The organism is Microbacterium cremeum, from assembly GCF_015277855.1.
Lineage (GTDB): Bacteria > Actinomycetota > Actinomycetes > Actinomycetales > Microbacteriaceae > Microbacterium > Microbacterium cremeum.
Genome location: NZ_CP063812.1, coordinates 2,267,471 through 2,289,557, shown reverse-complemented (window position 1 = coordinate 2,289,557; position 22,087 = coordinate 2,267,471). Strand labels below are relative to the sequence as shown.

Below are 22,087 nucleotides of genomic sequence, written 5' to 3'. Positions count from 1 at the left end.
TGAGCGCCGCCGGTGTGCGCCGCCGGTGTGCGCCGACGGGCGGGTGAGACGGATGCCTCGGCCCGAGGCCGTCGTCAGGTGCCCTGCGCGGCGGGGCGCACCATCGCGGTACGGCCCGGTTCGGCGAACCCGAACCGGCGGTAGAGGACGTGGGCGTCGTCGGTGAACAGAGTCCAGCGCATGTCGCGACCGGGCCCGTCTTCGATCATGAGCTGCAGGAGCCGTGTGCCGAGGCCGTGGCCGCGGTGCCCGGACAGCACGAACACGTCCGCGAGGTAGGCGAAGCCGACGCCGTCCGACACGGCGCGGGCGAACCCCACCTGCGCGCCGGTGTCGGTGCGGTAGGCGCCGACGACTCGCCACGCGGTGTCGAGCTGCGTCTCGACCTGGGCACGCGTGCGCCAGCGACCCCAGTACGCCTCGGTCGACAGCCATTCCCACACGATGTCGCGCTGGATCCGCCCCGGATCGTCGTCGAGCTCGTAGTCCATCCCGACATTCTGGCCGGTCCTCGACCGGGCGGGGACGGGCCGCACGACGGCCCGTGGACCGAAGGCCCGGTGTCACGCGCGGTCGCGCGCGAGCCCCGATCCGGCCGGTGTGACAGGCTGACAGGGTGACGATCGAGCCTCCCGCCCCCGGCGAACCGCGACGGCCGCACGGTCCTCGCGATCCCGGCGACGCGTGGGTCGTCGCACCCACGGGGGAGCGCTACTGGGGCCGGTTCGGCGCCGCGGGGCTCCTGGCGGTGGATCCCCATCAGGGCGTACTGCTGCAGCACCGCGTGTCGTGGAGCCACTTCGGCGACACCTGGGCGCTGCCGGGAGGCGCCCGCCACGAGGACGAGTCGGCGTGCGACGCCGCGCTGCGCGAGGCGGCCGAGGAGGCCGGCGTGCCGGACGGAGCGATCCGTCCCCGGGTGCTGAGCGTTTTCGATCTCGGGTACTGGAGCTACACCACGCTGGTCGGCGATGTCGTGACGCCGTTCGAGCCGACGATCAGTGATCCCGAGAGCCGCGAGCTGGCGTGGGTGCCGATCGACGACGTGCCCCGGCATCCGCTGCATCCCGGCTTCGCCGACTCGTGGGGCCGGCTGCGGGGCCTCGTGCCGGTGCGGCCCGCGATCGTCGTGGACGCCGCGAACGTCGTCGGCTCCGTGCCGGACGGATGGTGGCGGGATCGGGCGGGCGCTGCCCACCGCCTGCTGCAGCGGCTCTCGGCCCTCGCCGCCGACGGCGTGCCCGCCGACGCGCTCGGGCTTTCCGAGCACACGTGGTTCCCCGAGTGGGTCGTGGTGGTCGAAGGACAGGCTCGTTCGGTCGCAGCCGCCGAGGGCGTCGAGGTGGTGCGCGCCGAGGCATCCGGTGACGACAGGATCGTCGCCGAGGCGCAGCGGCTCGTCACTGCGGGGCGGACCGTGACGGTGGTCACGAGCGATCGCGGTCTGGCCGAGCGGTCGACGGATGCCGGAACCGCCGTCCGCGGCGCCCGCTGGCTGCACGACATCCTGCCCCTCGGTCGTTGAGCGAGCGAAGCGAGACGAAACGCTCATTCAACGGCCGGCGACGTCCTGCCCGTCGGTCGTTGAGCGAGCGAAGCGAGACGAAACGCTCATTCAACGACCGGCGACATCCTGCCCGTCGGTCGTTGAGCGAGCGAAGCGAGACGAAACGCTCATTCAACGACCGGCGACATCCTGCCCGTCGGTCGTTGAGCGAGCGAAGCGAGACGAAACGCGGTGAGCCGCGCTCATCCTCGCTCACTCAACGCCCGAGGGCGTCCCCGTCGCGGCCCCGGAGCCGGTCGATGTCGCGGCGCTCGCGCTTGGTGGGGCGACCGGCGCCGCGATCGCGCACCGGCACGAACGCCGTGAGCTCGCGGGGCGGCGGGGGAGGCGTGCGGTCCTCGACGGCTTCGGCGGCCACGGCGGCGCCGACGCGCTTGGAGATGGGCTTCTTGACGACGAGGATGCGGTCGAACCCACTGATGCGCACGCGCAGCTCGTCGCCGGGGCGAACCGGCTGCGCGGCCTTCGCGCGGTCGCCGTTGAGCCGGACATGCCCGGCGCGGCATGCCGTCGTCGCGGCCGAACGCGTCTTGTAGACCCTGACCGCCCACAGCCACGCATCGACGCGGGCGGACGGCGGGGTATCGGTCATGCCGCCACCTCGGCGGCGACGGCGGAACGGCGTGCGCGGACGGCGACGAGCACTCCTGCAGCGATGAGGCCCTGGCCGGTGCAGTACGTGAGCATGACGACCGGGCTCGTCCAGCCGGGCATCGCTTCGGGCACGAAGAGGCGGAACGCCAGCACCGTGTCGGACGCGAGGAAGAACGCACCACCCCACGCGATGAGCGGGTGGCAGCGGGCAGCGCCGGCGGCGGTGGCCCCGAGGACGAGTCCGTACACCGCCACCGGGACGAGCAGCGTCCCGAGGCTCGGCCACAGCACCGCGAGCAGCACGACCCACCACACCACGTACACCGCGGACCACAGCGGAGGCCGGCGCACTGCGAGCACGCGCCAGAACAGCCAGATGTAGCAGAGGTGGGCGAGGCCGAACCACAGCAGCATCATCGGCACGGTGGGAAGCCCGGGGAAGAACGTCGCGGCGCCGTCGCCGAGCCATGACAAGCCCAGCGCGATGGCGAGCAGCGTGTGCGCGGTGGTCCAGGCGCGCCCCCACGCGGTCCACACGACGGCGAGCGCGAGCAGCGGCATGAGCGCCAGCTTCGTGGGAGCGGCCAGCGCTTCGGCGCCCGCGGCAAGGGCGGCGACGTGCACTCCCGACACGACGATGTACGGGATGAACGCGATCCACAGTCGACGCATGATCCTCCTCGATACGTGCACGACACGGGCCTTCACATCGTCGCATGTCGCGTGGCGCCCCCGCGCCGACTGTGGAGGATCGCGGATGCTGCGCCAGGCGTCAGCCCGTGAGGTCGAGCGACACGATCGCGAGGTCGGGACGCGGTCGCGCCACTTCACGGAAGCCGGCGGACCGGAAGGTCGAGACGACGCCGTGGAAGAGTTCGTTCGAGGTCTTCTTGCGCCCGGCCGCCGGATCGAACGGGTATGCCTCGACGACGCGCGCGCCGCCCTCGCGGGCATAGTCGATCGCGGCGCGGAGCAGCTCGTCGTTCAGTCCTGCCCGGCGGTGCTCGTTGCGCACGACGAAGCAGCTGACGGCCCACACGTCGGGGTCGTCCCAGGGCTCTTCTGATCCCGCGGTGAAGTTGCGCGTGCGGCCCAGCCGCACCTGTCTCGTGCGCGGCCCGACGCGCACCCAGCCTGCAGGCTCGCCGTCGACGTAGGCGACGAGCGCGGGCGGCGGACCGGCGTCGACCTCGTCGCGCAGCAGCGCCTCCCGCTCCTCCTTCGACGTGTTCTGCCATTCCTTGTTCGTGAGGGTCCACCACTGGCATTGGCAGCTGCGGCCGTCTCCGCCGCCGCTCAGGGCGTGCTGGGCGTCGTCGAAGCGGTCGGCGGTGACGGGTTCGATTGTGATGTGCGCCATGCCGCGACGCTATTCGTCAGCGCCGACACCGGCAAGGGAGACGGATGCCACGCCCGGCGCATCGCCGGTTCGCGACGCTCCCGCGGACCGGGTAGGATGGTCGAGTTGTCCGCGCGCGAGCGGGGGCATCGGGATGTGGCGCAGCTTGGTAGCGCACTTGACTGGGGGTCAAGGGGTCGCAGGTTCAAATCCTGTCATCCCGACGAAAAGCCCGGAGAGACGCAAGTTCTTTCCGGGCTTCCGTCGTTCCTGGGCCGAAGTGACCGCAGATCGACGAAAGTCCCGCGACCCTCGAGAAGATCTCGTCGGCGTATGGGTGACGCGTCGGCGAGACGTGGACGGTCAGCGGCGCCCACGGCGACCGATGGTTGAATGGCCGGATGGTTCAGCAAGTGGCGATGACTCGCCTTCGGAAGCTTGCGCCGGGGGACCGGGTGGCGGTGCTGTCGCCCTCCTTCGCGGCTCCCGGCTTCGCTCCCGCTGTGCATGAGCAGGCGATGCGCAGGATTCAGGCTGACCTGAGTCTCATCCCGGTCGAGTTCCCCACGACACGTGCGTTAGGGGCATCGCCCGAGGCTCGAGCTGCGGACGTCAACGCCGCGTTCGCGGATCCGACTATCGGCGCCATCTTTTCAAGCGTCGGCGGTGACGACCAGATCACCGTGATCCCTCACCTCGACCCGGGCGTCGTGAGCGAGAACCCGAAGCCGTTCTTCGGCTACAGCGACAATACGAACATCCTCAACTGGTTGTGGCAGCTGGGTGTTCCGGGCTTCTACGGCGGGTCCACCCAGGTCCATCTCGGTCCAGGTCCGGGCATCGACCCCGTCCATCTGGCCGGCCTGCGCGCCGCACTCTTCGACGGCGGGGAGGTCGAGATCACCGAGCCGGGCGAATCCGAGGACTTCGGGCCCGACTGGCTCTCGCCGGCAGCCCTCGTGGAGTTCGGCCGCCGCGAGCCCACAGAGCCGTGGGCATGGGCTGGTCCGCACCGTGTGGTCGAGGGAAGAACCTGGGGTGGGTGCTTCGAGGTCGTGGATCAACTCGCGGTCGCAGGGAGGATGCCCTCGTCGGATGCGCTTCGCGGCGGGATTCTGATCCTCGAGTCCAGCGAGGAGGTTCCGCCCGCGGTCCTGATCGGGCGCTGGCTGCGTGCGCTCGGCGAGCGTGGTGTGCTCGGCGCCGTCGATGCGGTTGTCGTTGCCCGGCCGCCGGTGAGCTCGCACGAGTCGGTTCCCGACGATGCGACCCGCGATCGTCTGCGCCGGGAGCAACGCGAGGTGGTGATCGCCGAGGTCGGCAAGTACAACCCCGATGCGGTGGTGTGCCTGGGGCCACCATTCGGTCACACCCGACCTCAATGGGTGATCCCGTATGGCGGGCTGCTGAGACTCGACTCGACGGCGCGGACGCTCACGGCGGTGTACTGAACCATGGCGACACCGTCGTGTCGACCTTCTGGGGTCGATCGAGGGGCAGTGCGGTAGATCGCCGCGCGAAGTCTTGGCGTGGAGCCTGTTCCGTCAACGGGGAGTCCGGTCTTGATCACGCGATCTCTTCCCGACGCGATCTCGGGACCTGTCAGATCGCCGCCCATCCGCCGTCGACGGCGAGGATCGCGCCGGAGACGTTCGATGCGTCGTCGCTGAGGAGCCACGTGATGGCCGCTGCGAGCTCTTCGGGTCGGGCCACCGGCGGCACGTTCGTCTGCAGGAAGGGGCCGAGACGCGTCTGGCCCCACTCGGAGCGGAACGGCGCCTCGATGCTCGTGGCCACCGGCCCAGGGGCGACGGCGTTGCATCGCACGCCCTTCGGCGTGTAGAAGAAGGCGGTGCTCACGGTGAAGCCGTTCACGGCGTGCTTCGACGTCGTGTACGGGGTGCCCGCGGCGGAACCGCGCAACCCGGCCTCGGAGCCGACGTTGACGATGCTGCCGCTGCCGCGGCCGAGCATGATCGGCAGCACCGCGCGAGTCAGCTTCATCATGCCGGTCAGATTGACCGCGAGTACGCGGTCCCATGTGCTGTCGGCGATCTCAGCGGTGGGTTCGAATCCGTCCATGATGCCCGCCACGTTCGCGAGGCCGTCGACTCGGCTGCCGGCGGCGGCGAGGATCGCCCCGATGCCGTCCGGGTCGGTGATGTCGGCCGTCACCGCGACGATGTCGCCGTCCACCTCGGCGGACAGCGCGGAGAGCCGCTCCGCCGAGACGTCCACGGCGATGACGCGGCACTCCTCTGCCGCGAGGCGTTCGGCGGTGGCGCGGCCGATCCCCGCTCCGGCGCCGGTGACGATGACTGTGCAGCCCGAGAATCGGTGAGCGTAGTGAGTCATGGTGATCCTTTCGTCTGACACCTCATTCGAGCGGTGCGCCGTCCGCGGCGCCGGGCCGAAGGTCCCGCGGTGTTCCCGTCGATGGGATCTTCGACCCGTGCGAGAGGGGATGCCGCGGCTTGACCTTCCTGACAGCGGCAGCAGTGCCCCTCCACGCACCGGCTCGTTCACCCTCGAAGGGGAACGACGCAGAGCGGTGCGCTGATCACGCCGATCAAGTCCAAACCGACCGAGCCCACGAGCCCTCCGGCGAGGATGCCACGGCGGTGGGTGCCGATCACGAGCAGCGAGCTGAGGCGGCTCGCGGCGGCGAGAGCCGTGCTGGGATTGGCCTGCGTGAGGACGACGTGCACTTCGACGCCCGGACGTACACCGCGGACTCGGTCGGCGGCATCGGCGGCGAAGCGCTGGTGTTCGGTGTGCAGGCGGCGCATCGACATCGGCTGCGGATCCGGTGCGGCGTCCGTCGACAGTGGGCCGAACCAGGCGTGCAGGAGGTGCAGCGGGCGAGAGGCGGCGTCCGCCTCGGCGGCGGCGAAGTCTACGGCGGCCTCAGAGGACCCGTCGTCCGCCAGACCGACCGTCACCGCACCATCGACCGCCACCCAACCGCGCGGGACGACACAGGTCGGGGTCGCAGCCTCCGCACTCACCCGCTGCGGAAGCCATCCGTGCAGCGCGGCCCTGACGGGGTGACCGCGATCGACCCCGACCACGAGGAGGTCTGCCCCCGCCGCGACCTGAACGAGCGAGCCGGGCATCACGCCGTCGACGCGGGTAGTCTCCACAGGCAATCCGGGCACTCGTGTCGTCAGCCGGGCCTTGGCCTGCTCCAGCCGGTGATCCGCGTCCGCCTGGTCGGAGAGGAATGTGTTGGCCACGAGCATCACTTCGACTCGCATGGCCGCGCGGAGCGCGCGATCGGTCACCCAGTCCAGCGCGGATTCCGCGGCAGGGCTGCCGTCGTATCCCACCACGACCTTCTCCATGACTCTCTCCTCGACGTCCCTTCCAGGAGTCACGGTATTGATCCGCCGACGTCGTGGCCGGGACCAACGTCCCTGGCATCCCCGCGATCCCTGTCACGGAGGTCGAGCCGCACCGTGCCCCCGCTCCGCAGCTGGGCGTGCTGTCCGTCGACCACGACTCGGATGGACCGTGCGTCCCCTCGCCCCGACGTGAGTTCCATCGTCTCTTGCGTGACGACGAGGGTCAGGAAGTGTCCTCGATAGCGCAGTTCGCATGCGAGGCGGTCGATGGCATCCGGAAGCTGGGGATGCAGGTGAAGGGCGTCGTCGCGCAGCTCGAGGCCGGTGTATCCGCGCTGAAGGATGTCGGCTGTCGCGGCCATCGCACCCAGATGGATCCCTTCGCGCGTCGTTCCGCCCTGCCTGTCTTTGAGATCGGCCTCCAGTGCCTCGCGCAGCAGATGCCAGGACGCGCGTCGGTGCCCTCTGGCCAGTACCCACGAGTGCACGACGCGACTGAGCGTCGAACCGTGCGTCGTGCGCGCCAGGTAGTACTCGATCGTCGGCGGGATCGATTGCGGGTCGAAGTCGTACCCCAGGCGCGTCATCGTGGACGCGAGCTCTTCGGCACTGAACAGATAGAAGAGCATGAGGACGTCGGCCTGCTTGGAGACCTTGTAGCGGTTCGTCGAATCGCCTTCCGCGGCGAGGATGAGATCCAGTCGCCCGATATCGCCGTACCGAGTTCGATAGGCGCCGAGGTCGAGCTCGTCGAGGTCTGCGTAGCCCTCGAATTGCGCCATCATGCCCGACGGCAGGAACGGCACGTACAGCCGTCGGCTGAGCGCGTTCCACCGATCCAGCTCCTCCTTCCCCAGTCCCAGGCGCTGCCAGAGCCCGTCGGTGTGGCGGTCGCCGAGGAGATCGTGCGCACGCAGTGTCACCGTGAACACCCACGCAGCGAGCACGGCGACGTAGGCGTTGTCGTCGACGCCGCTCCCCGGGCGACCGGGGTAGCAGTCGTGGAATTCGTCGGGGCCCATCATCCCGCGCAGGTTGTAGCGCCCGGTGTGTGCGTCGAACTCCGCACGCGCCGACCAGAACCGCGCGATCTCGACGAGCAGTTCCGCGCCGTACGAGGCGAGGAACTCGACGTCGCCCGTCACCTGGAAGTAGTGCCAGGTGTTGTAGGCCACTGCCAGCCCGATGTGGAATTGCCGGCGCGAGTTGTCGGTCAGCCACGCGGAGGAAAGAGGGTTGTACAAGAAGGGGGGCGTGTCCTCGCGCCCGTCGCTTCCGCTCTGCCAGGGAAACAGCGCGCCGTTCGCACCGATGGATTCGGCAAGCCTGCGCGCTTCGGGGAGCCGACGGTAGCGGTACATCAACAGCGACCTCGTCAGCTCGGGGGTTCGCAGGTTGAGCATCGGGAACACGAACAGCTCGTCCCAGAACACGCGCCCGTGATAGGCCTCCCCATGAAGCCCTCGGGCGGGGACTCCGACATCGCTGTCGGCGGTATGCCGGGACAGGGTCTGCGCCAGATGGAACAGGTGCAGATTGACGGTCCGCTGCACCTCCCCGTCCGCGACTCGTCGGTTCTCCGCCGTCTCGACATCGAGCCGCATCAGTCCCCATGCGCGATGCCATTCAGCTGTATGAGCGCGCAGAGCCTCCGAGAATTCCGGAGCATGTGCGAGCTCTCGCCGCGCCGCGACGGCGGGCTCGGAGATCGCGTGATCGCGTGACGTGAATACAGCCGCGGTCTTGTCGATGACGACAGCTGTACCCCGCGCGGCGCTGCCATCCCACTGCACGCCAACGGCTGCGTCGCGTTCGAGAGCGGCAACCGTCGACGGGGACCCGTCGACGCGGGTGCGCATCGCCACCGCGATGCGGAGCTTGGATTGCAGGGTCTCGGCCACGAGGACGGCCGATCCCTCCGTCAAGGGGTCTGCGTGCCGGATGATGAGATGTCTACCGCCAAGCCCACGGAATGACTCGACGTTGCCGTTCGAGACTGCCCCATCCGTCCACGACTCGGCATGCAGCGCACCGGACCAGTTCACGGGGAGGACGGTGGTGCGCAGGTACCCGAGATGTGGATGCCGCATGGAGACGAACCGCTCCTGCCGGACCACGGTCCTGTCACCGGCAGGGTCCTCGACGCGAAGTTCCCGGAGGAGAACCCCACGGCGCATGTCCAACTGCCGATGATCGTGTTCATAGTGTGCGATCTGCGGATCCAGCAGCTGCCCGCCGGGCGTGTGGAGCGTGAGTCGAAGCCAGTTCGGCAGGTTGACAATGCTCTCGTCCTCGCTTCGCACGCCGTGGACCGAGGAAGTCAGCCGGTCGTAGACGCCGGCCACATAGGTGCCGGGGTAGTGCGCTCCGTCCGAGATCGCCTCCGGCGCCGCACCGCGAGTAGCGAAGTACCCGTTGCCCAGAGTGAGGAGAGCCTCCCACGTTCCCTCCTCATGCAGGTTCGCGTGGGGGACATCCAGGTCCCAGTCGGTGAGCCGACGACTGCACAGTCCGCACTCGGGCCACACGTCCGAAGCGGGGAGCGGTGGACGCATGTCGGGCCTCCGGAGTGGTGAGAGTCGCCGGAGAGAGTACTCGGACGCGGTCCGGTCGGTTCACTGGGTCATCGGTGCACGCGACGCTTCACCTGTCACCGGCCACGAGATGAGTGTGCGCCACGTCGCGGGATCCGGTTCGACCTCCGGATCACTCAAGTAGCTCTCCCACATGACGTCACTCGGCGTCAGGCCTCGGACGGCGACGAAGTCCTCGATGGCGGCGTACGTCTGCACCAGAGTGTCGTACGGTCCGATGTGGACGGCCTCGACGACGCTGCCGCCGGGCAGCAACCCCGGTTCCACCTCGCCGGAGCCGGTCACCGGCGCGGCGACGGGGAACCCGGCCTCTACGTCGACAGCGGCTCCGGGCATCCCGTAGTACTTGCCGTACGGCGGCCCAGCGGGCTGGACCCCCTGTGCTGTGAGCACGCGCATCGTCTCGGCGAAGGCGTGCGAGAAGAAGTCGGTCAACTCATCCGTCGGCACCGTCTTGCGCACACCTGCGGTGAGCACTTCAGCGCGTTCGGTGACTTCGATGTCAGTCATGCGGCACTCCTGTCGTTGTCGCCCCGCATCGAACGCCCAGAAGACGTCGCACGGGGGCCGGCCATCGCCCTCAGTCTGGGGCGGGAACGGGCCGCTCGCTGGGTCATTGGTCCCGCCGATCGGCGCGCCGAGTCCTCACCTCGGGGTGACACTCCGGGCATGAGTCTCATCGGGGCACCGTCGGACGCGGCCTACATGAACCAGCGATTGAGGGCATCCTTCCGGGGCCCCTCTTCCGCCGTCGGGGAGGGGCCCTCATTCGACGTCGTACACGAGGTGCGTCGCGTTCGGGCTCACGGTCACCTCTCGCTGCACGAGGGACCGCGAGGCTCCCTCGGAGAAGAGGGGAGTGCCCGCCCCGAGCACCACCGGCGCGAGATGGAGCGACAGCGTGTCGACGAGCCCGGCGGCGAGGGCGGAGCCGATCAGTTCGCCGCCGCCCATGAGTACGACGTCGAGGTCTTCGCCGCGCCGGGCCGAGGCCGCCGCGGCGCGCGAGCGTGCGACCTCGATCGCATCGGCCAGTCCGGTGGTGACGAAGGTCCAGTCCAGTTCCGAGAGCCGGACGCTCTCGGGCCGGGCGCTCGTCACGACGACGAACGGCGGCTTGCCCACTTCGCGCGCACCGTAGCCGACCTCGTCGCTCCAGCCGTGCGGGCCGTCGACGATGTCGAACAGCCGGCGGCCCATGACGACCGCTCCCGAGCGGGTCGTCGCCTGCGCGACGACGTGCCGGTCGACGGGATCGTCGGAGAACGCCCACGTGTGGAGCGCTTCGCCGCCGTCGCCCAGCCCGTTGTCGGATCCGGCGTTCGGGCCGGTGACGAAGCCGTCGAGCGAGATCGAGATGTCGGCGACCACCCGCGTCATTGTTCCTTCTCCTTCTCTGGCCGCGAAGGCCTTGTCGAGCGACTCGCCCATGTCGTATGCGGACAAGCAGTTGATCAACGGAGTGGTCGAATACAAGAGAAGATCGCAGAACACGTTCCGTCAAGACCCGAGCCGGCCTCCGTGAACCTGTGGGCCGTACAGATTCGGGGCGTACGGTGCGGATATGGAGACACAGACACGAACGAGCGGCGCACACGCCGCGACGCTGGGCCTGGGATCGGTGCTGGTGGGTTCGTTGCCTGCTTCGCTGATGACAGATAACGCACCCGACCGCTACACCGTCGAAGCGGTGTTCACGCGTCGCCCAGAGCGGGACGAGGTGGCGGAGATCCTCGGGAACGAGACCCGCGAGTTCCTCGCGACGGCCGGGTATCCGACCGTGGAGGTGAGAGTCTCGGACCGACGTCTCGAGATCGCCCACACGAACCTGCAAGAACTGCGCGATGGGCTCTCGACACGACTGGCTGATCGGCTCGCAGAGATCAGCGACGGCGTTCACGCCAAGCAGGATGCCGCGGCCGCACGATCTCACGACAGGGCCGCGAACGAGCAGGCCCGGGTGGCGACGGTGGCGGCGCTGGCGGAATCGGTGACGTTCACGACGTCGCGGGACACCGCGGCGAGCGCGGCGCCGGGCACGGCGGGCACGGTCGCCGCTGACCGAGCCCAGATCGATGAGTGGACCGACGAAGGCGGTCGCGGGCGCTGATCCGCGTCGTCTCCGACGACAACATGGAACGACCACACGCGGCCGTCGTCTACAACCCGACGAAGGGGCCGATCGACCGGCTCCGTCGCGCCGTCGCCGCGCAGCAGGCGGATGCCGCGTGGGCTGAGACCCGCTGGTACGAGACCCGCAGCGACGACTCCGGGCGCGCGGCGGCAGGCCAGGCGCTCGCCGACGGCGCCGAGGTCGTGATCGTCGCCGGAGGCGATGGCACCGTCCGCGCCGTCGCCGAGGTCCTGCACGGCACCGGCATCCCTGTCGCGCTGCTGCCGACCGGGACCGGCAACCTCCTCGCGCGAGCGCTGGACATGGTCATCAACGACGTCGAGGCATGCGTTGCGGCGGCGTTCTCGGGCGACACACGCTCCGTCGACGTCGGCGTCGCCGAACTGGAAAGCGAGTCGGGCGAGCGGAGCACGCACGTGTTCCTCGTGATGGCAGGCATCGGGCTGGACGCCGAGATGGCGCAGAACACGAACGCGCTCGCCAAGAAGCGCTTCGGCTGGCTCGCCTACATCACCCCCATCGCCCGGTCGGTCATCGCGAACCGGCTCTTCCACCTCGACTACCGGGTGGACGACGGACGCGTGAGATCGACTCGGGCCCACACGGTGATCGTCGGCAACTGCGGAACGCTGACCGGGAACATGCTCCTGATCCCGCGCGCGATCATCGACGACGGGCTGCTGGATGTCGTGATGATGCGCCCGAAGGGGCGCCTCGGGTGGGCGGGCATCGGAACGCGCCTCACCCTGCAGGGCATCGCGCGTCGGTCCCGCTTCAGCCGTCGACTGCTCGGGGCGACGCCCGACCTGCATTCGCTGGCCTATGTGCAAGGGCGGCGGTTCGAGGCCCGATTCGACGTTCCTCACCTCATCCAGCTCGACGGCGACAGCTTCGGCCTCGTCACGCGGGCGCGGATCAGCGTGCGACCGGGCGCGCTGCGGATCCGCGGCGCGACCGGGAACGGAGCCGCCTAGGGCCGGTTGCGCCGGGCGTTCTGGCGGAGGAACCCGAACAGGAGCGTGCCGACGAACAGCACGATGCCGATGATCGCGAGCCACAGCAGGCCCTCGAACACGAACCCCACGATCGACAGCACCACCCACGCCACGAGCAGGATCAGAAGAACTGTCCACATGTGCGTCACGATACGCTCAATCGCGCATTCGTACACTGCTGTGGGATCAACCCCGACATCGGAGGTGAGGCGATGAGCACAGCTGCGCACGCGCACGACGGTCGTCGCGGCTCGTGGATCGCGCGCCGGTGGCCGAGCCTTGCCGGACTCGCATTCGGCGGAGCGCTCGCCGTCGCCTACTGGGTCGGATTCTCGAGCACCGCCCAGGCGGGCCAGGTGCTCACCGCCGCGGGCTTCGTCTATCTCGGCTCGGCCGCGCTCGGCAGCCGCCGCGCCGCCTGGCCGCTGTTCGCACTCACGTTCGTCGTGATCGGGGTGGGGTTCGCCGTCCCCGCGTTCGATCCGGGGTGGACGATCGTGGGTGCCGCGGTCGTGATCGCGGTGATCGGTCTCGTCCGAGGCGCGATCAGGCCGGGGTGGGGGCTGCCGCTCCAGGCCCTCGCGATGGCGGCCATCGTGCTCGTCGCCCTCGGCGTCGCGCTCGTGAGCGGCCGCGTGGCCGGCCTCCTCGTCGGAGTGGGACTCCTGGCGCACGCGGCGTGGGACGTCTACCATCTGCGCACCCAGCGCGTCGTCGCCTCGTCGATGGCCGAGTTCTGCTGCGTTCTGGACACCGTGCTCGCCGTGACGCTGATCGTGGTGTCCCTCTCGCGCTGATCGGCACGCGCCTAGCGGGAGTCCGCGGGTATTTCAAGCCCCTCGGCAAGGACTGCGCGCGACGCCACGCTGGAATCGGAGAGGAGTGCGACATGACTTTCGAACCAGAACAGCCGGACGTCGCGCCCGCCGCGACGGGACAGGCCCACGATGCCGCGCACGGCGCCGAACACATCGACCAGGAGCACACGACGACGGATCACGACGTCATCCGGCAATGGGCGGAGGACCGGCACGCGACGCCGGCGACGCTCGAAGGAGCCGAGCACGACGGACACCTCGATCTGCTGCGGTTCGACTTCGGCTTCGGCATGGTCGAGGCCGAGGAGGAGAAGCTGCGCGAGGTGAGCTGGGATGAGTGGCTCCGGGCCTTCGACGAGCACGGCCTGAGCTTCGTGTACCACGACACCCGTGCCGACGGATCGCGCTCGAACTTCTTCCGGCTCGAGAACCGCTGACACCCGCGCGTCCGGCCCGCGACCCCAGGTGAGCGAGACTGGTCGCATGGGTTTCACGCGCGCCGAGCTGGAGGGTCACCGCGGGCGGAGCGTTCCGGACCTCATCCCCGCGCATCCGCGGCTCGTGTTCGTCGGGATCAACCCGGGTCTGTGGACGGCCGCGACCGGCGTGCACTTCGCGCGTCCCGGCAACCGCTTCTACCCGGCGCTGGTTGCGGCAGGCATCATCCCGCGGCTGCCGAGGATCGACGAGGACGGCATGCCGGAGGCCGATCGGCGCATGTTCCTCGACGCGGGCATCGGCATCTCGAACGTCGTGCACCGCGCCACGGCGCGTGCCGACGAGCTCGCGCGCAGCGAGCTGCGCGCGGGAGCGGAGCGACTGACGACGGATGCCGCGTCGTGGCGCGCGCGTGTGATCGCGGTCGTCGGGGTCACCGCGTACCGCCAGGGCTTCGCGCGTCCGCGCGCGCTCGCGGGCCGGCAGCACGAGACGCTCGGCGGCGCGGAGCTGTGGGTCGTGCCCAACCCCAGCGGCTTGAACGCCCACGACACGGTCGCCTCGCTCGCCGACGCCTACGCGGCGCCTGCGCGGGCCGCCGGAGTGATCGCGTGACCGCGCCGCGGCGACAGGTCGCGGCGCCGCGGGTACGCACACGGCGACTGGTCGCGGCCGTGACGCTGGCCGTGGTGGTCGTGGCGGGACTCGTGGTCCTTGGCGCTCTCCCCGACACCGCTGCGACCGACATCGCGGGCGACGCGCTCTACGCGGGGGCGGCGTACCTGCTGGTCGTGGCGGTCGCGCCTCGCCTTCCCGCGCTCGCGGTCGGCGCGATCGCCGCCGCGTGGTGCGTGGGCGTCGAGCTCTTCCAGCTCACCGGGCTGCCGCTCGCGTGGGGCGCGGCCTTTGCCCCCGTGACGCTCGTGCTCGGGACGGTGTTCGACGCGCGAGATCTCGCGGTATATGTCGTGACGATCGCCCTGGCCACGGTGGTCGACCTCGCGGGATCCCGCGGCCGGCGCACGACGTAGCGGTCAGGGCGCGGCATCCGGCCCCGGCTCGTCACGCTGGGCGCGCTGTGCCCGGGCGCGCGCGATCACAAGGCCTCGCTGCGAGGTCGTGAACCGGTCGAGCATGGCGCGCAGCTCGGCCGCGTCGACGTCGGCGCCGAACACCTCGCCGCCGGGCTGCAGCATGATGCCGTCGGCGAGCGTGCCGGCGGTCACGACGTCGAATCCGAGGTCGTCGACGAGCCGTGCGACGGCGGCGACGTCGCCGGGGTCGTCTCCGGCGATCGCGATGGCCTTGCGGCCCGGCGCGCCGGCGGGCCGGGCCTCGTCGGCGAGGTCGCGATACGACATGTGGTTGAGGGCCTTCACCACGCGCGAATCCGGCAGGAACCCCTGCACGATCTCGCTCGTCGAGGTGAGCGGGTCCGCGAACTCCTCCTGCAGGCCGTCGACCTCCCACCAGTAGTTCGTGGCATCGATGACGAGCTTCCCGTGGAGTGCCTCGACGGGCAGCGCGCGGTACCGGGGGAGCGGCAGGGCCAGGACGACGGCGTCGGCACGCCGGGCGACGACGGATGCCTCGGCCGCGGTCGCGCCGGGCGCCACCGCGTCCAGCTGCCCGGCGATCCTCGCCGCCTCACCCGACCCCGCGACGAGCACGCGATAGCCCGCGCCGAGGGCGAGCCGGGCGATCACGAGGCCGACCTTCCCGGCGCCGACGACCCCCAGCGTGCGGATCGGACGCGCCGCGTCGTCCTGGCTGGTGTTCACCACGTCAGGCTATCCGCGGCATCGTGAGCGCCGAGTGCTTGCGGCGTCCGCCGACCGCGCAGACCATGGACACATGGGGGATGCCGAAGCCCGCTCCGGCGCGTCCGCGCGCGGCACCGCGGCGTCGACGCGGCGCCGCGCGATCGCGTGGAGCCTGATCGCGGTCGCCATCGCGGTCGTCGCCGTGTTCGTGGGCGCGCTGCTGTGGCCGACACCGGCGCCGACCACGGCGGCACCCTCGGCGACGCCCACCGTCGCCTCGCCGTCCCCGACGCCGAGTCCCACTCCGGCCCCGACTCCGACGCCGACCGGGTTCGCGCCGAACACCGCGTCGTACGACATGGGCGCGCTGGCGCAGGTGAACGTCTTCAGCGTCCTCCCCGCGCTGCCCGTGGACGATGCGCCCTTCGCCGCGCCGCTGCCCGAGCACGCGGTCGCCCACGGCGTCGGCGCGCCGATCTGGGCAGATCCGACCGGCGAGCCGGTCGCGTACCTGCCGCGGGAGTTCCCCTACGGCGGCACGGCGGTCCCCGTCGTCGAGAAGCAGGCGCACTGGATCAAGGTGCTGCTGACCGGCCGTCAGGCGATCCCCTCGGCCGGGAACCCGGCGCAGGTCGCGGGCTGGCTGCGAGTCTCCGACGTCGAGCTCGCGCCCACCGCGGCCAGCGTCGTTGTGAGCATCTCGGACCGTACGATCGACATCGTCCGCGACGGCGTCGCCGAGCGCATCGCGACGGACTTCGCGTGGGGCACCGACCACACGCCGACGCCTCTGGGGCGCACGTTCATCATGACCACGCGCGTCGTACCCGAGTACTGGTACACGCGCGGACACCCGATCGTCTACCTGTCGGTGCAATCGCCGACGCTCGACGGCTTCGGGGGAGCGGATGTCGCGGTCACCGCCTTCCACTACCACGACGACAGGTCGGGGGCGATCTCGAACGGCTGCCTCCGGGTCGACCCCGCTGCGATCGGGCGGCTGGCCGAGCTTGCCGAGGGCACGCCCGTCATCGTGAACCCCTGAACGTGGGATGCTGGGACCCTCCCCTCGACCCCTCCGGAAGGATCCTCATGCAGCAGCGCGCACTCGGCGGCACGGGACGCTCGATCTCGGCGATCGGCCTCGGCACGTGGCAGCTCGGCGCCGACTGGGGTGCGGTCAGCGAAGAGGACGCGACGGCGGTGCTCGCGGCATCCGTCGACCGGGGCGTGACTCTGTTCGACACCGCCGATGTGTACGGCGACGGGCGCAGCGAGTCGATCATCGGCCGGTTCCTGTCGGACCGCCCCGGACACGGGATCACCGTGGCGACCAAGATGGGCCGGCGCCTGCCGCAGGAGCCCGGGAACTACTCGCCGGAGAACTTCCGCGTGTGGACCGACCGGTCGCGCCGCACCCTCGGCGTCGACACGCTCGACCTGGTGCAGCTGCACTGCCCGCCGACGGCGGTGATCGAGGACGACGCCACGTACGATGCGCTCGACGCGCTGGTCGCCGACGGCACGATCGCCGCATACGGCGTCTCGGTCGAAACGTGTGCGCAGGCGCTCGCGGCGATCGCGCGCCCGAGCGTGTCGAACGTGCAGATCATCTTCAACCCGTTCCGGCTCAAGCCGCTCGACGAGGTGCTGTCGGCGGCCGCCGAGGCGGGGGTCGCCGTGTTCGCGCGCGTGCCGCTCGCGTCGGGCCTGCTGTCGGGCACGTACACGGCGTCGACCACGTTCGCCGAGAACGACCACCGCACCTACAATCGCCACGGCGAGTCGTTCGACCGCGGCGAGACGTTCTCGGGCGTCGACTACGAGGTGGGGCTCTCGGCGGCCGCCGAGCTGGCGGCGGCGCTCCCCGAGGGCGTGTCGCTGCCCGCGGCCACGCTCGCGTGGATCGCGGCCCAGACCGGCGTGACGAGTGTGATCCCCGGCGCCCGCAACGTGCGCCAGGCGCAGGCGAACGCGGATGCCGCGGCGCTGCTCGACGGCGACTTCGACATCGCGCAGTTCGATGCCGTCGTGCGCGAGGTGTACGACCGCGACCTGCGCGCGGCGATCCATCCGCTCTGGTGAATCACGGCACCACCACCGGTCGTTGAGCGGAGGGCGCTCTGGCGCCCGAAGACGAAACGCCCCGAGCCGACGTTCGACGTCGGTCCGGGGCGTTTCGTCTCGCTCGTTCCTCGCTCGCTCAGCGAGCGAAGGCGCGGTTACGGCGTGGGGTAGTCGACCACGAACTGCGGTGCGCCGGTGTTCGTGTTGTCGGCCTGGCCGCCGATGCCGTTCACCACGTGCTGGATCGTGCCGGCCGACAGGTTGACCGTCATGATGTGGTGCAGCTGCACGCCCGGTGTCTCGGGCACCGAGAACCCGTTCGCCGTGATGATCGACGGGTTGTTCTGGTTGAACACGTACACGCCGGCGCCGTCGAGGCGGTGCGTCGTGACGTCATCGGCGACCCGGTACCCGGGGTAGCCGAGGGTACCGTCGGGCTGCGTCCAGTCCGCCTGGGTCGGCGGGTCGTACGGCAGCTCGTTCTGGTACAGGATGACGCGGCCGTTCTCGCCGTTCCACAGCGTGTTGTGCTGCTGGAAGTGCTCGACGAACAGGCCCGTCGCGGTCACGCCGTCGCCGTTGACGATGACGCCGTTGAGTCCGGTGTTGGTGTTCCACCGGTCGGTGTCGCCGTTCACCCCCTGGGTGAAGCCTTCGACGCCGTGATCGCCGCGCCACACCCAGGTGTGGTCGATGAGCACGTTGTCGGCGTTGATCTCGAGCGCGGTGGTCGTCCGCCCGATGTGCGGTCCGCCGACGCGGAAGTACACGTCGCTCAGCGTGATCGGGTTCGCGGGGTCGAGCGCCTTGTCGCTGCCCGCCGCGCCGACGCGCATGAGCACCGGCGAGAGCTCGGTGCCGGCATCGATCGTGACGCCCGCGACGACGATGCCCTCGGCATCCTTCACCGCCAGCGGAACCGCGCCGCCCACTGCCGTGAGGGTCGCGTGCCCGAGACCGAGCACGACCGTGCCGGGCCGCTTCACCTCGATGGTGCGGTCGACGTCGTACACGCCGGGGGTGAGGATCAGGTGCGCACCGCGCGCGAGGGCGTTGTTGATGTCTTTCACCGAGTCGCCGGGGGTCGCGATGAAGAACTCGGTGATCGGGATGCTGCGCCCCGCCGTCTCGCCGTCGCCCCAGGTGATCCCGCTCGTGTTCTGCTCGGCCGCGGGGACCCGGACCTGGTAGCGGCCCTCGTCGTCGACGTAGAGGTACGGCTTCTCACGGCTGAGGGGCGTCTGGTCGATCGTCGTGTACGGCGGGTCGGGGAACGCGGAGTCGTCGGGGGCGCCGACGACGCCCGAGAACACCTGGTTCCACACCGCGTTGGACCACGAGGCGACCTCGCTGTTGCGGATGAGCCACTGCTGCTGCGAGCCGTTGATGACCGCCGGGAGGCGCGAGTCGGCGATGAACCCGCCGCTGGCGTACTGGGGTCCGGCCGTGCAGTAGTCCATGAGCGACAGGTTTCCGCCCGAGACGTCCAGCCGGCGCATCGAGACGGCCTGCGACACCGCCCAGAACTCTGCGCTCTGGCGGCATCCGTCCTGCCCGGCCTTGTCGATGTCGATCGAGAGGTTCGAGATCGTCCGCCAGAAGTTCACGAGGGCGATGCAGTTCGCGGTGCCGCCGCCTTCCAGACAGCGGTTGTAGACCTCGATCGCGCCGTGGACGGTGACGTCTTCGGGCGACGCCCCGAGTCCGGCGATCTCGGTGTAGTAGCCGACCTTCACCTGCAGCGGGTCCTCGGCCGAGCCGTACTGCCCCGGCAGGAAGTACACCGCCTGGCGGTTCGTGCTCATCTCGGCGTCGACCTGCTGCGCGTGCAGGGCGTCGAGGTCGGCCTGGATGTCGGCGAGCGGCGTGTCGGGCGTGTAGATCGTGACGTTCGGGCCGAGGTCCGGCGCGAAGGGGTCGACGGCGCGCGGCGGGGCGGCGGTGGCCGGGGTGGCCAGCAGCGCGCTCGTGACGAGCGCGGCGCCGGCGGCGACGGCACCGAGCCGGAGGGCGCGGCGGGGAACGGGGGCGGGCATGTGGAGTCCTCTCCGTTGAGGTGATGCGGCGGAATACCGTTACTTACTGGAATGTAACCAATCGTGGGAGCGGTCTCAAGGGGTATTTCCCGAGCTGCTCACCCCGGCGGTGTCAGGTCGATGCGCATCACCAGCCGGCGCTTGGTCGGATGCGCGACCTCGCGGAAGCCCGCCGCGAGAAACGGTCCGACCGGCCCGACGTTCATCTCGTCCCACGAGATCCGGCTTCCGCCGGTGAGCAGCGGGTAGCCCTCGACCGCCGCCGCGCCACGCTCGCGGGCGTAGTCCACCGCGGCTGCGACGAGCGGATACGTGAGCCCCTGGCCGCGATGCCCTCGCCGGACGATCAGGCAGGCGATCGCCCACACCGAGTCGTCGTCGGGGTCTTCGTCGCGGCCCTCCCACGGCACCGGCGACCCGCGCAGACGGCCGTACACGGCGCGCCGGTCGACTGCGCACCACGCGACCGGCTCGTCGTGGCGGTACGCGACGAGGCCGATCGTCTCGTTCGCACGGGGATCGCCGCAGTGCGTCTCGCTGCGCAGGATCGCAGCGCGCTCGGTCTCGGGGAGGTACCACCAGTCGCGATCGCCGAGGCGCTGCCGCTGGCACTGGCATCGCTTGGCGGCGCCGGTGAGGATCGCCTGCAGGTCGTCCCACGAGGCCTCGTTCGCAGGCACGATGCGCAACCCGTCCACGACGGCAGGGTATCCCTGGCATGCGACAGCGCGGGAGTAGGGTTCTGCTGTGCCCCTCGTCCCTCGCATCGCTGTCGTGATACCGTGCCGCGACGATGCCGGGTATCTCGACGCGTGCCTCGCCGCGCTCGCGGCGCAGTCCCACCCCGCCGACCGAGTGATCGTCGTCGACAACGCGAGCACGGATGCCTCGGCCTCCGTCGCGCGCCGGCACGGCGCCGACGTGGTGGCCGAGTCCGCCATCGGCATCTGGCCCGCGGCCGCGCGCGGCTATGACGAGGCGATGGCCGACGCCGACATCATCGCGCGGCTCGACGCCGACTCGCGGCCTCACCCGGATTGGATCGCGAGGCTCGTGCGCGCGTTCGTCGCCGATCCGTCGCTCGGCGTGCTCACCGGCGGAGCGGAGTTCTACGGCGGCACGGCCCTGCAGAACTATCTCGGCGAGCGGTGGTACATCGGCGGCGGGCACTACTGGATCAAGAAGTGGCTCGGCATCCCGCTGGTCTTCGGGTCGAACTTCGCCATGCGCACGTCGGTGTGGGAGCGGGTGCGCGATCAGGTCGACCGCGGCAACGCGCGCATCCACGACGACCTCGACCTGACGATCCGGCTCCGCGCCTCGGACGGCGTGCGGTACGACCCGCAGCTGCGCATGCCGGTGTCGGCGCGGCCGGTGCAGACGCTGTCGGGCCTGTCGCGGCGCATCGCGAAGGTGGCGACGACGTTCGCGGTGAGCTGGCCCGAGGGTGCCGCGTGGCGGCGACGCGACGGGGCGACGGATGCCGCGGCGGGCGCCGAGTGGATCCCCGAGGGCGACGACTGGACGCCCGAGTACGGGCGCTAGCCGCCCCGGGCGTCCGAGCAACCCGCTACCGTGGCGGGCATGCACGAGCTCACCGAAGAGGCGCTGGTCGCGGCATCCGTCGACTCGGTCTGGCTCGACCTCACCGGGGCCGGGCGCCTCGCCGAGTGGATCTGGCCGCCGAGATTCGAGACGACCGCCGTCATCGAGCTGCGCGAGCTGGGGCGGTGGGAGGTGCGGTCGGAGGTGGCCGGTCTCGCCGTCGAGGCGACGGTGCTCGCGTTCGACGCCCCGCGCAGCCTGAGGCTCGCGTGGCGCTGGGCGGGCGAGGAGCACTCCACCGATGTCGAGATCGCGCTGGAGAGTGCGGCGGATGCCTCGACCCGGGTGATCGTCCGGCACACCGGGTTCCTGTCGGCGGAGGAGCGGGCGAACCACGTCGAAGGATGGTCGAACTGCCTGCAGCGGCTCGTCGACCGGCACGGCGGGGCGCCGGGGGAGCGGCTCCGCTGATCGCGGCAGCGCGGGGCCGGTGTCGTGTCGCGGCGGTAGGGTCGACGCCGTGATCATCGAGTTCGAGTCCGACGTGTTCCGGTGGGACGCGCGGGAGGACTCATCGTGGTTCTTCACCGCGGTGCCGCCCGAGCTGAGCGACGACATCCGAGAGGTCCCGCGGCCCGCACGGGGCTTCGGGTCGGTGCGCGTGCGCGCCCGTATCGGCGGGTCGGAGTGGACGACGTCGATCTTCCCCGACTCGAAGAGCGGGTCGTACGTGCTGCCGCTGAAGAAGGCGGTGCGGGATGCCGAGGGCCTCGTCGACGGCGGCCCGGTGACGGTGCGGCTGCACGTGCTCGACGCCTGACGGAGGGCGGACCCGTCACGGGGCTGCCGCGGG

26 protein-coding genes and 1 tRNA gene are annotated in these 22,087 nt (G+C 70.5%); 14 read left to right on the top strand and 13 right to left on the bottom strand.

The features are described 5' to 3' along the window. Positions 1-74: 74 nt before the first annotated feature. Positions 75-491, bottom strand: coding sequence for a GNAT family N-acetyltransferase (locus IM778_RS10440; RefSeq protein ID WP_194408842.1), 417 nt, complete (start codon positions 489-491; stop codon positions 75-77). Between the two features lie 125 nt (positions 492-616). Between IM778_RS10440 and IM778_RS10435 the strand changes: the two genes are divergently transcribed. Further along, the gene (locus IM778_RS10435; RefSeq protein WP_194408841.1) at positions 617-1,525 is read left to right on the top strand and encodes an NUDIX domain-containing protein; all 909 of its coding nucleotides are present in this window, start codon (positions 617-619) and stop codon (positions 1,523-1,525) included. A 238-nt stretch (positions 1,526-1,763) separates the two neighbouring features. Here IM778_RS10435 and IM778_RS10430 read toward each other — a convergent pair whose 3' ends face one another. The 3 genes from IM778_RS10430 to IM778_RS10420 form a co-directional block, all read right to left on the bottom strand. Further along, positions 1,764-2,159, bottom strand: a complete 396-nt coding sequence (locus tag IM778_RS10430; protein WP_194408840.1) for an RNA-binding S4 domain-containing protein — start codon at positions 2,157-2,159, stop codon at positions 1,764-1,766. Further along, positions 2,156-2,833: a lysoplasmalogenase family protein gene (locus IM778_RS10425; protein ID WP_194408839.1), complete on the bottom strand. Its 678-nt coding sequence runs from the start codon at positions 2,831-2,833 to the stop codon at positions 2,156-2,158. The genes IM778_RS10430 and IM778_RS10425 overlap by 4 nt, the downstream gene beginning before the upstream one ends. 100 nt (positions 2,834-2,933) lie before the next feature. Beyond that, positions 2,934-3,521 (bottom strand): GNAT family N-acetyltransferase, encoded by a 588-nt coding sequence (locus IM778_RS10420; RefSeq protein WP_194408838.1) that lies wholly within the window; start codon positions 3,519-3,521, stop codon positions 2,934-2,936. A 129-nt stretch (positions 3,522-3,650) separates the two neighbouring features. Here IM778_RS10420 and IM778_RS10415 point away from each other — a divergent pair. Both IM778_RS10415 and IM778_RS10410 read left to right on the top strand, forming a co-directional pair. Then, positions 3,651-3,724, top strand: a tRNA-Pro gene (locus tag IM778_RS10415). Positions 3,725-3,919: 195 nt separating this feature from the next. Beyond that, positions 3,920-4,951 (top strand): S66 family peptidase, encoded by a 1,032-nt coding sequence (locus tag IM778_RS10410; protein WP_194408837.1) that lies wholly within the window; start codon positions 3,920-3,922, stop codon positions 4,949-4,951. A 151-nt stretch (positions 4,952-5,102) separates the two neighbouring features. Here IM778_RS10410 and IM778_RS10405 read toward each other — a convergent pair whose 3' ends face one another. The 5 genes from IM778_RS10405 to IM778_RS10385 all read right to left on the bottom strand — a co-directional run bounded on the left by IM778_RS10405 (position 5,103) and on the right by IM778_RS10385 (position 10,818). Beyond that, positions 5,103-5,855 (bottom strand): SDR family NAD(P)-dependent oxidoreductase, encoded by a 753-nt coding sequence (locus IM778_RS10405; protein ID WP_194408836.1) that lies wholly within the window; start codon positions 5,853-5,855, stop codon positions 5,103-5,105. A gap of 167 nt (positions 5,856-6,022) precedes the next feature. Next, positions 6,023-6,844 (bottom strand): universal stress protein, encoded by an 822-nt coding sequence (locus IM778_RS10400; RefSeq protein ID WP_194408835.1) that lies wholly within the window; start codon positions 6,842-6,844, stop codon positions 6,023-6,025. Positions 6,845-6,873: 29 nt separating this feature from the next. Next, complete coding sequence (locus IM778_RS10395) at positions 6,874-9,399, bottom strand: glycoside hydrolase family 65 protein (protein WP_194408834.1); 2,526 nt, start codon at positions 9,397-9,399, stop codon at positions 6,874-6,876. Positions 9,400-9,459: 60 nt separating this feature from the next. Continuing rightward, entirely contained in the window at positions 9,460-9,948 is a 489-nt protein-coding gene (locus IM778_RS10390; protein WP_194408833.1) for a GyrI-like domain-containing protein, read from the bottom strand. Between the two features lie 255 nt (positions 9,949-10,203). Beyond that, positions 10,204-10,818, bottom strand: coding sequence for a dihydrofolate reductase family protein (locus tag IM778_RS10385; protein WP_194408832.1), 615 nt, complete (start codon positions 10,816-10,818; stop codon positions 10,204-10,206). Between the two features lie 184 nt (positions 10,819-11,002). On the opposite strand from IM778_RS10385, the gene IM778_RS10380 reads away from it, so the two are divergent. Both IM778_RS10380 and IM778_RS10375 read left to right on the top strand, forming a co-directional pair. Next, positions 11,003-11,548 (top strand): hypothetical protein, encoded by a 546-nt coding sequence (locus tag IM778_RS10380; protein ID WP_194408831.1) that lies wholly within the window; start codon positions 11,003-11,005, stop codon positions 11,546-11,548. A 23-nt stretch (positions 11,549-11,571) separates the two neighbouring features. Next, positions 11,572-12,546 (top strand): diacylglycerol/lipid kinase family protein, encoded by a 975-nt coding sequence (locus IM778_RS10375; protein ID WP_194408830.1) that lies wholly within the window; start codon positions 11,572-11,574, stop codon positions 12,544-12,546. Here IM778_RS10375 and IM778_RS10370 read toward each other — a convergent pair. After that, the gene (locus IM778_RS10370; RefSeq protein WP_194408829.1) at positions 12,543-12,707 is read right to left on the bottom strand and encodes a hypothetical protein; all 165 of its coding nucleotides are present in this window, start codon (positions 12,705-12,707) and stop codon (positions 12,543-12,545) included. The two genes, IM778_RS10375 and IM778_RS10370, sit on opposite strands and share 4 nt — an antisense overlap. Positions 12,708-12,779: 72 nt before the next feature. On the opposite strand from IM778_RS10370, the gene IM778_RS10365 reads away from it, so the two are divergent. The 4 genes from IM778_RS10365 to IM778_RS10350 all read left to right on the top strand — a co-directional run bounded on the left by IM778_RS10365 (position 12,780) and on the right by IM778_RS10350 (position 14,854). Beyond that, positions 12,780-13,364, top strand: coding sequence for a hypothetical protein (locus IM778_RS10365; protein WP_194408828.1), 585 nt, complete (start codon positions 12,780-12,782; stop codon positions 13,362-13,364). Positions 13,365-13,456: 92 nt separating this feature from the next. Beyond that, positions 13,457-13,822: a hypothetical protein gene (locus IM778_RS10360; protein WP_228484500.1), complete on the top strand. Its 366-nt coding sequence runs from the start codon at positions 13,457-13,459 to the stop codon at positions 13,820-13,822. Positions 13,823-13,868: 46 nt separating this feature from the next. Then, a complete protein-coding gene (locus tag IM778_RS10355) occupies positions 13,869-14,438 on the top strand; it encodes a mismatch-specific DNA-glycosylase (protein ID WP_194408827.1) in 570 nt (189 codons plus the stop codon). Continuing rightward, complete coding sequence (locus IM778_RS10350; RefSeq protein WP_228484499.1) at positions 14,435-14,854, top strand: ribosomal maturation YjgA family protein; 420 nt, start codon at positions 14,435-14,437, stop codon at positions 14,852-14,854. The genes IM778_RS10355 and IM778_RS10350 overlap by 4 nt, the downstream gene beginning before the upstream one ends. A gap of 3 nt (positions 14,855-14,857) precedes the next feature. Here IM778_RS10350 and IM778_RS10345 read toward each other — a convergent pair whose 3' ends face one another. Next, a complete protein-coding gene (locus tag IM778_RS10345) occupies positions 14,858-15,604 on the bottom strand; it encodes an NADPH-dependent F420 reductase (RefSeq protein WP_228484498.1) in 747 nt (248 codons plus the stop codon). A 73-nt stretch (positions 15,605-15,677) separates the two neighbouring features. Between IM778_RS10345 and IM778_RS10340 the strand changes: the two genes are divergently transcribed. Together IM778_RS10340 and IM778_RS10335 are read left to right on the top strand one after the other, a co-directional pair. Continuing rightward, complete coding sequence (locus tag IM778_RS10340) at positions 15,678-16,631, top strand: L,D-transpeptidase (RefSeq protein WP_194408826.1); 954 nt, start codon at positions 15,678-15,680, stop codon at positions 16,629-16,631. Between the two features lie 47 nt (positions 16,632-16,678). Next, positions 16,679-17,671 (top strand): aldo/keto reductase, encoded by a 993-nt coding sequence (locus IM778_RS10335; RefSeq protein WP_194408825.1) that lies wholly within the window; start codon positions 16,679-16,681, stop codon positions 17,669-17,671. Positions 17,672-17,808: 137 nt separating this feature from the next. Here IM778_RS10335 and IM778_RS10330 read toward each other — a convergent pair whose 3' ends face one another. After that, positions 17,809-19,689 (bottom strand): glycosyl hydrolase family 28-related protein, encoded by a 1,881-nt coding sequence (locus tag IM778_RS10330; RefSeq protein WP_194408824.1) that lies wholly within the window; start codon positions 19,687-19,689, stop codon positions 17,809-17,811. A gap of 98 nt (positions 19,690-19,787) precedes the next feature. Next, complete coding sequence (locus IM778_RS10325) at positions 19,788-20,387, bottom strand: GNAT family N-acetyltransferase (protein WP_228484497.1); 600 nt, start codon at positions 20,385-20,387, stop codon at positions 19,788-19,790. Positions 20,388-20,436: 49 nt separating this feature from the next. On the opposite strand from IM778_RS10325, the gene IM778_RS10320 reads away from it, so the two are divergent. The 3 genes from IM778_RS10320 to IM778_RS10310 are packed head-to-tail and all read left to right on the top strand — an operon-like array spanning position 20,437 to position 22,054. Beyond that, positions 20,437-21,234 carry a glycosyltransferase family 2 protein gene (locus IM778_RS10320; RefSeq protein ID WP_194408822.1) on the top strand — a complete coding sequence of 266 codons (798 nt, stop codon included), beginning with the start codon at positions 20,437-20,439 and terminating at the stop codon, positions 21,232-21,234. 39 nt (positions 21,235-21,273) lie between these two features. Further along, complete coding sequence (locus tag IM778_RS10315; RefSeq protein WP_194408821.1) at positions 21,274-21,705, top strand: SRPBCC family protein; 432 nt, start codon at positions 21,274-21,276, stop codon at positions 21,703-21,705. A 49-nt stretch (positions 21,706-21,754) separates the two neighbouring features. Next, on the top strand, positions 21,755-22,054 hold the full coding sequence (locus tag IM778_RS10310) for a DUF1905 domain-containing protein (RefSeq protein ID WP_194408820.1): 300 nt from the start codon (positions 21,755-21,757) through the stop codon (positions 22,052-22,054). The last annotated feature ends 33 nt before the right edge of the window (positions 22,055-22,087 follow it).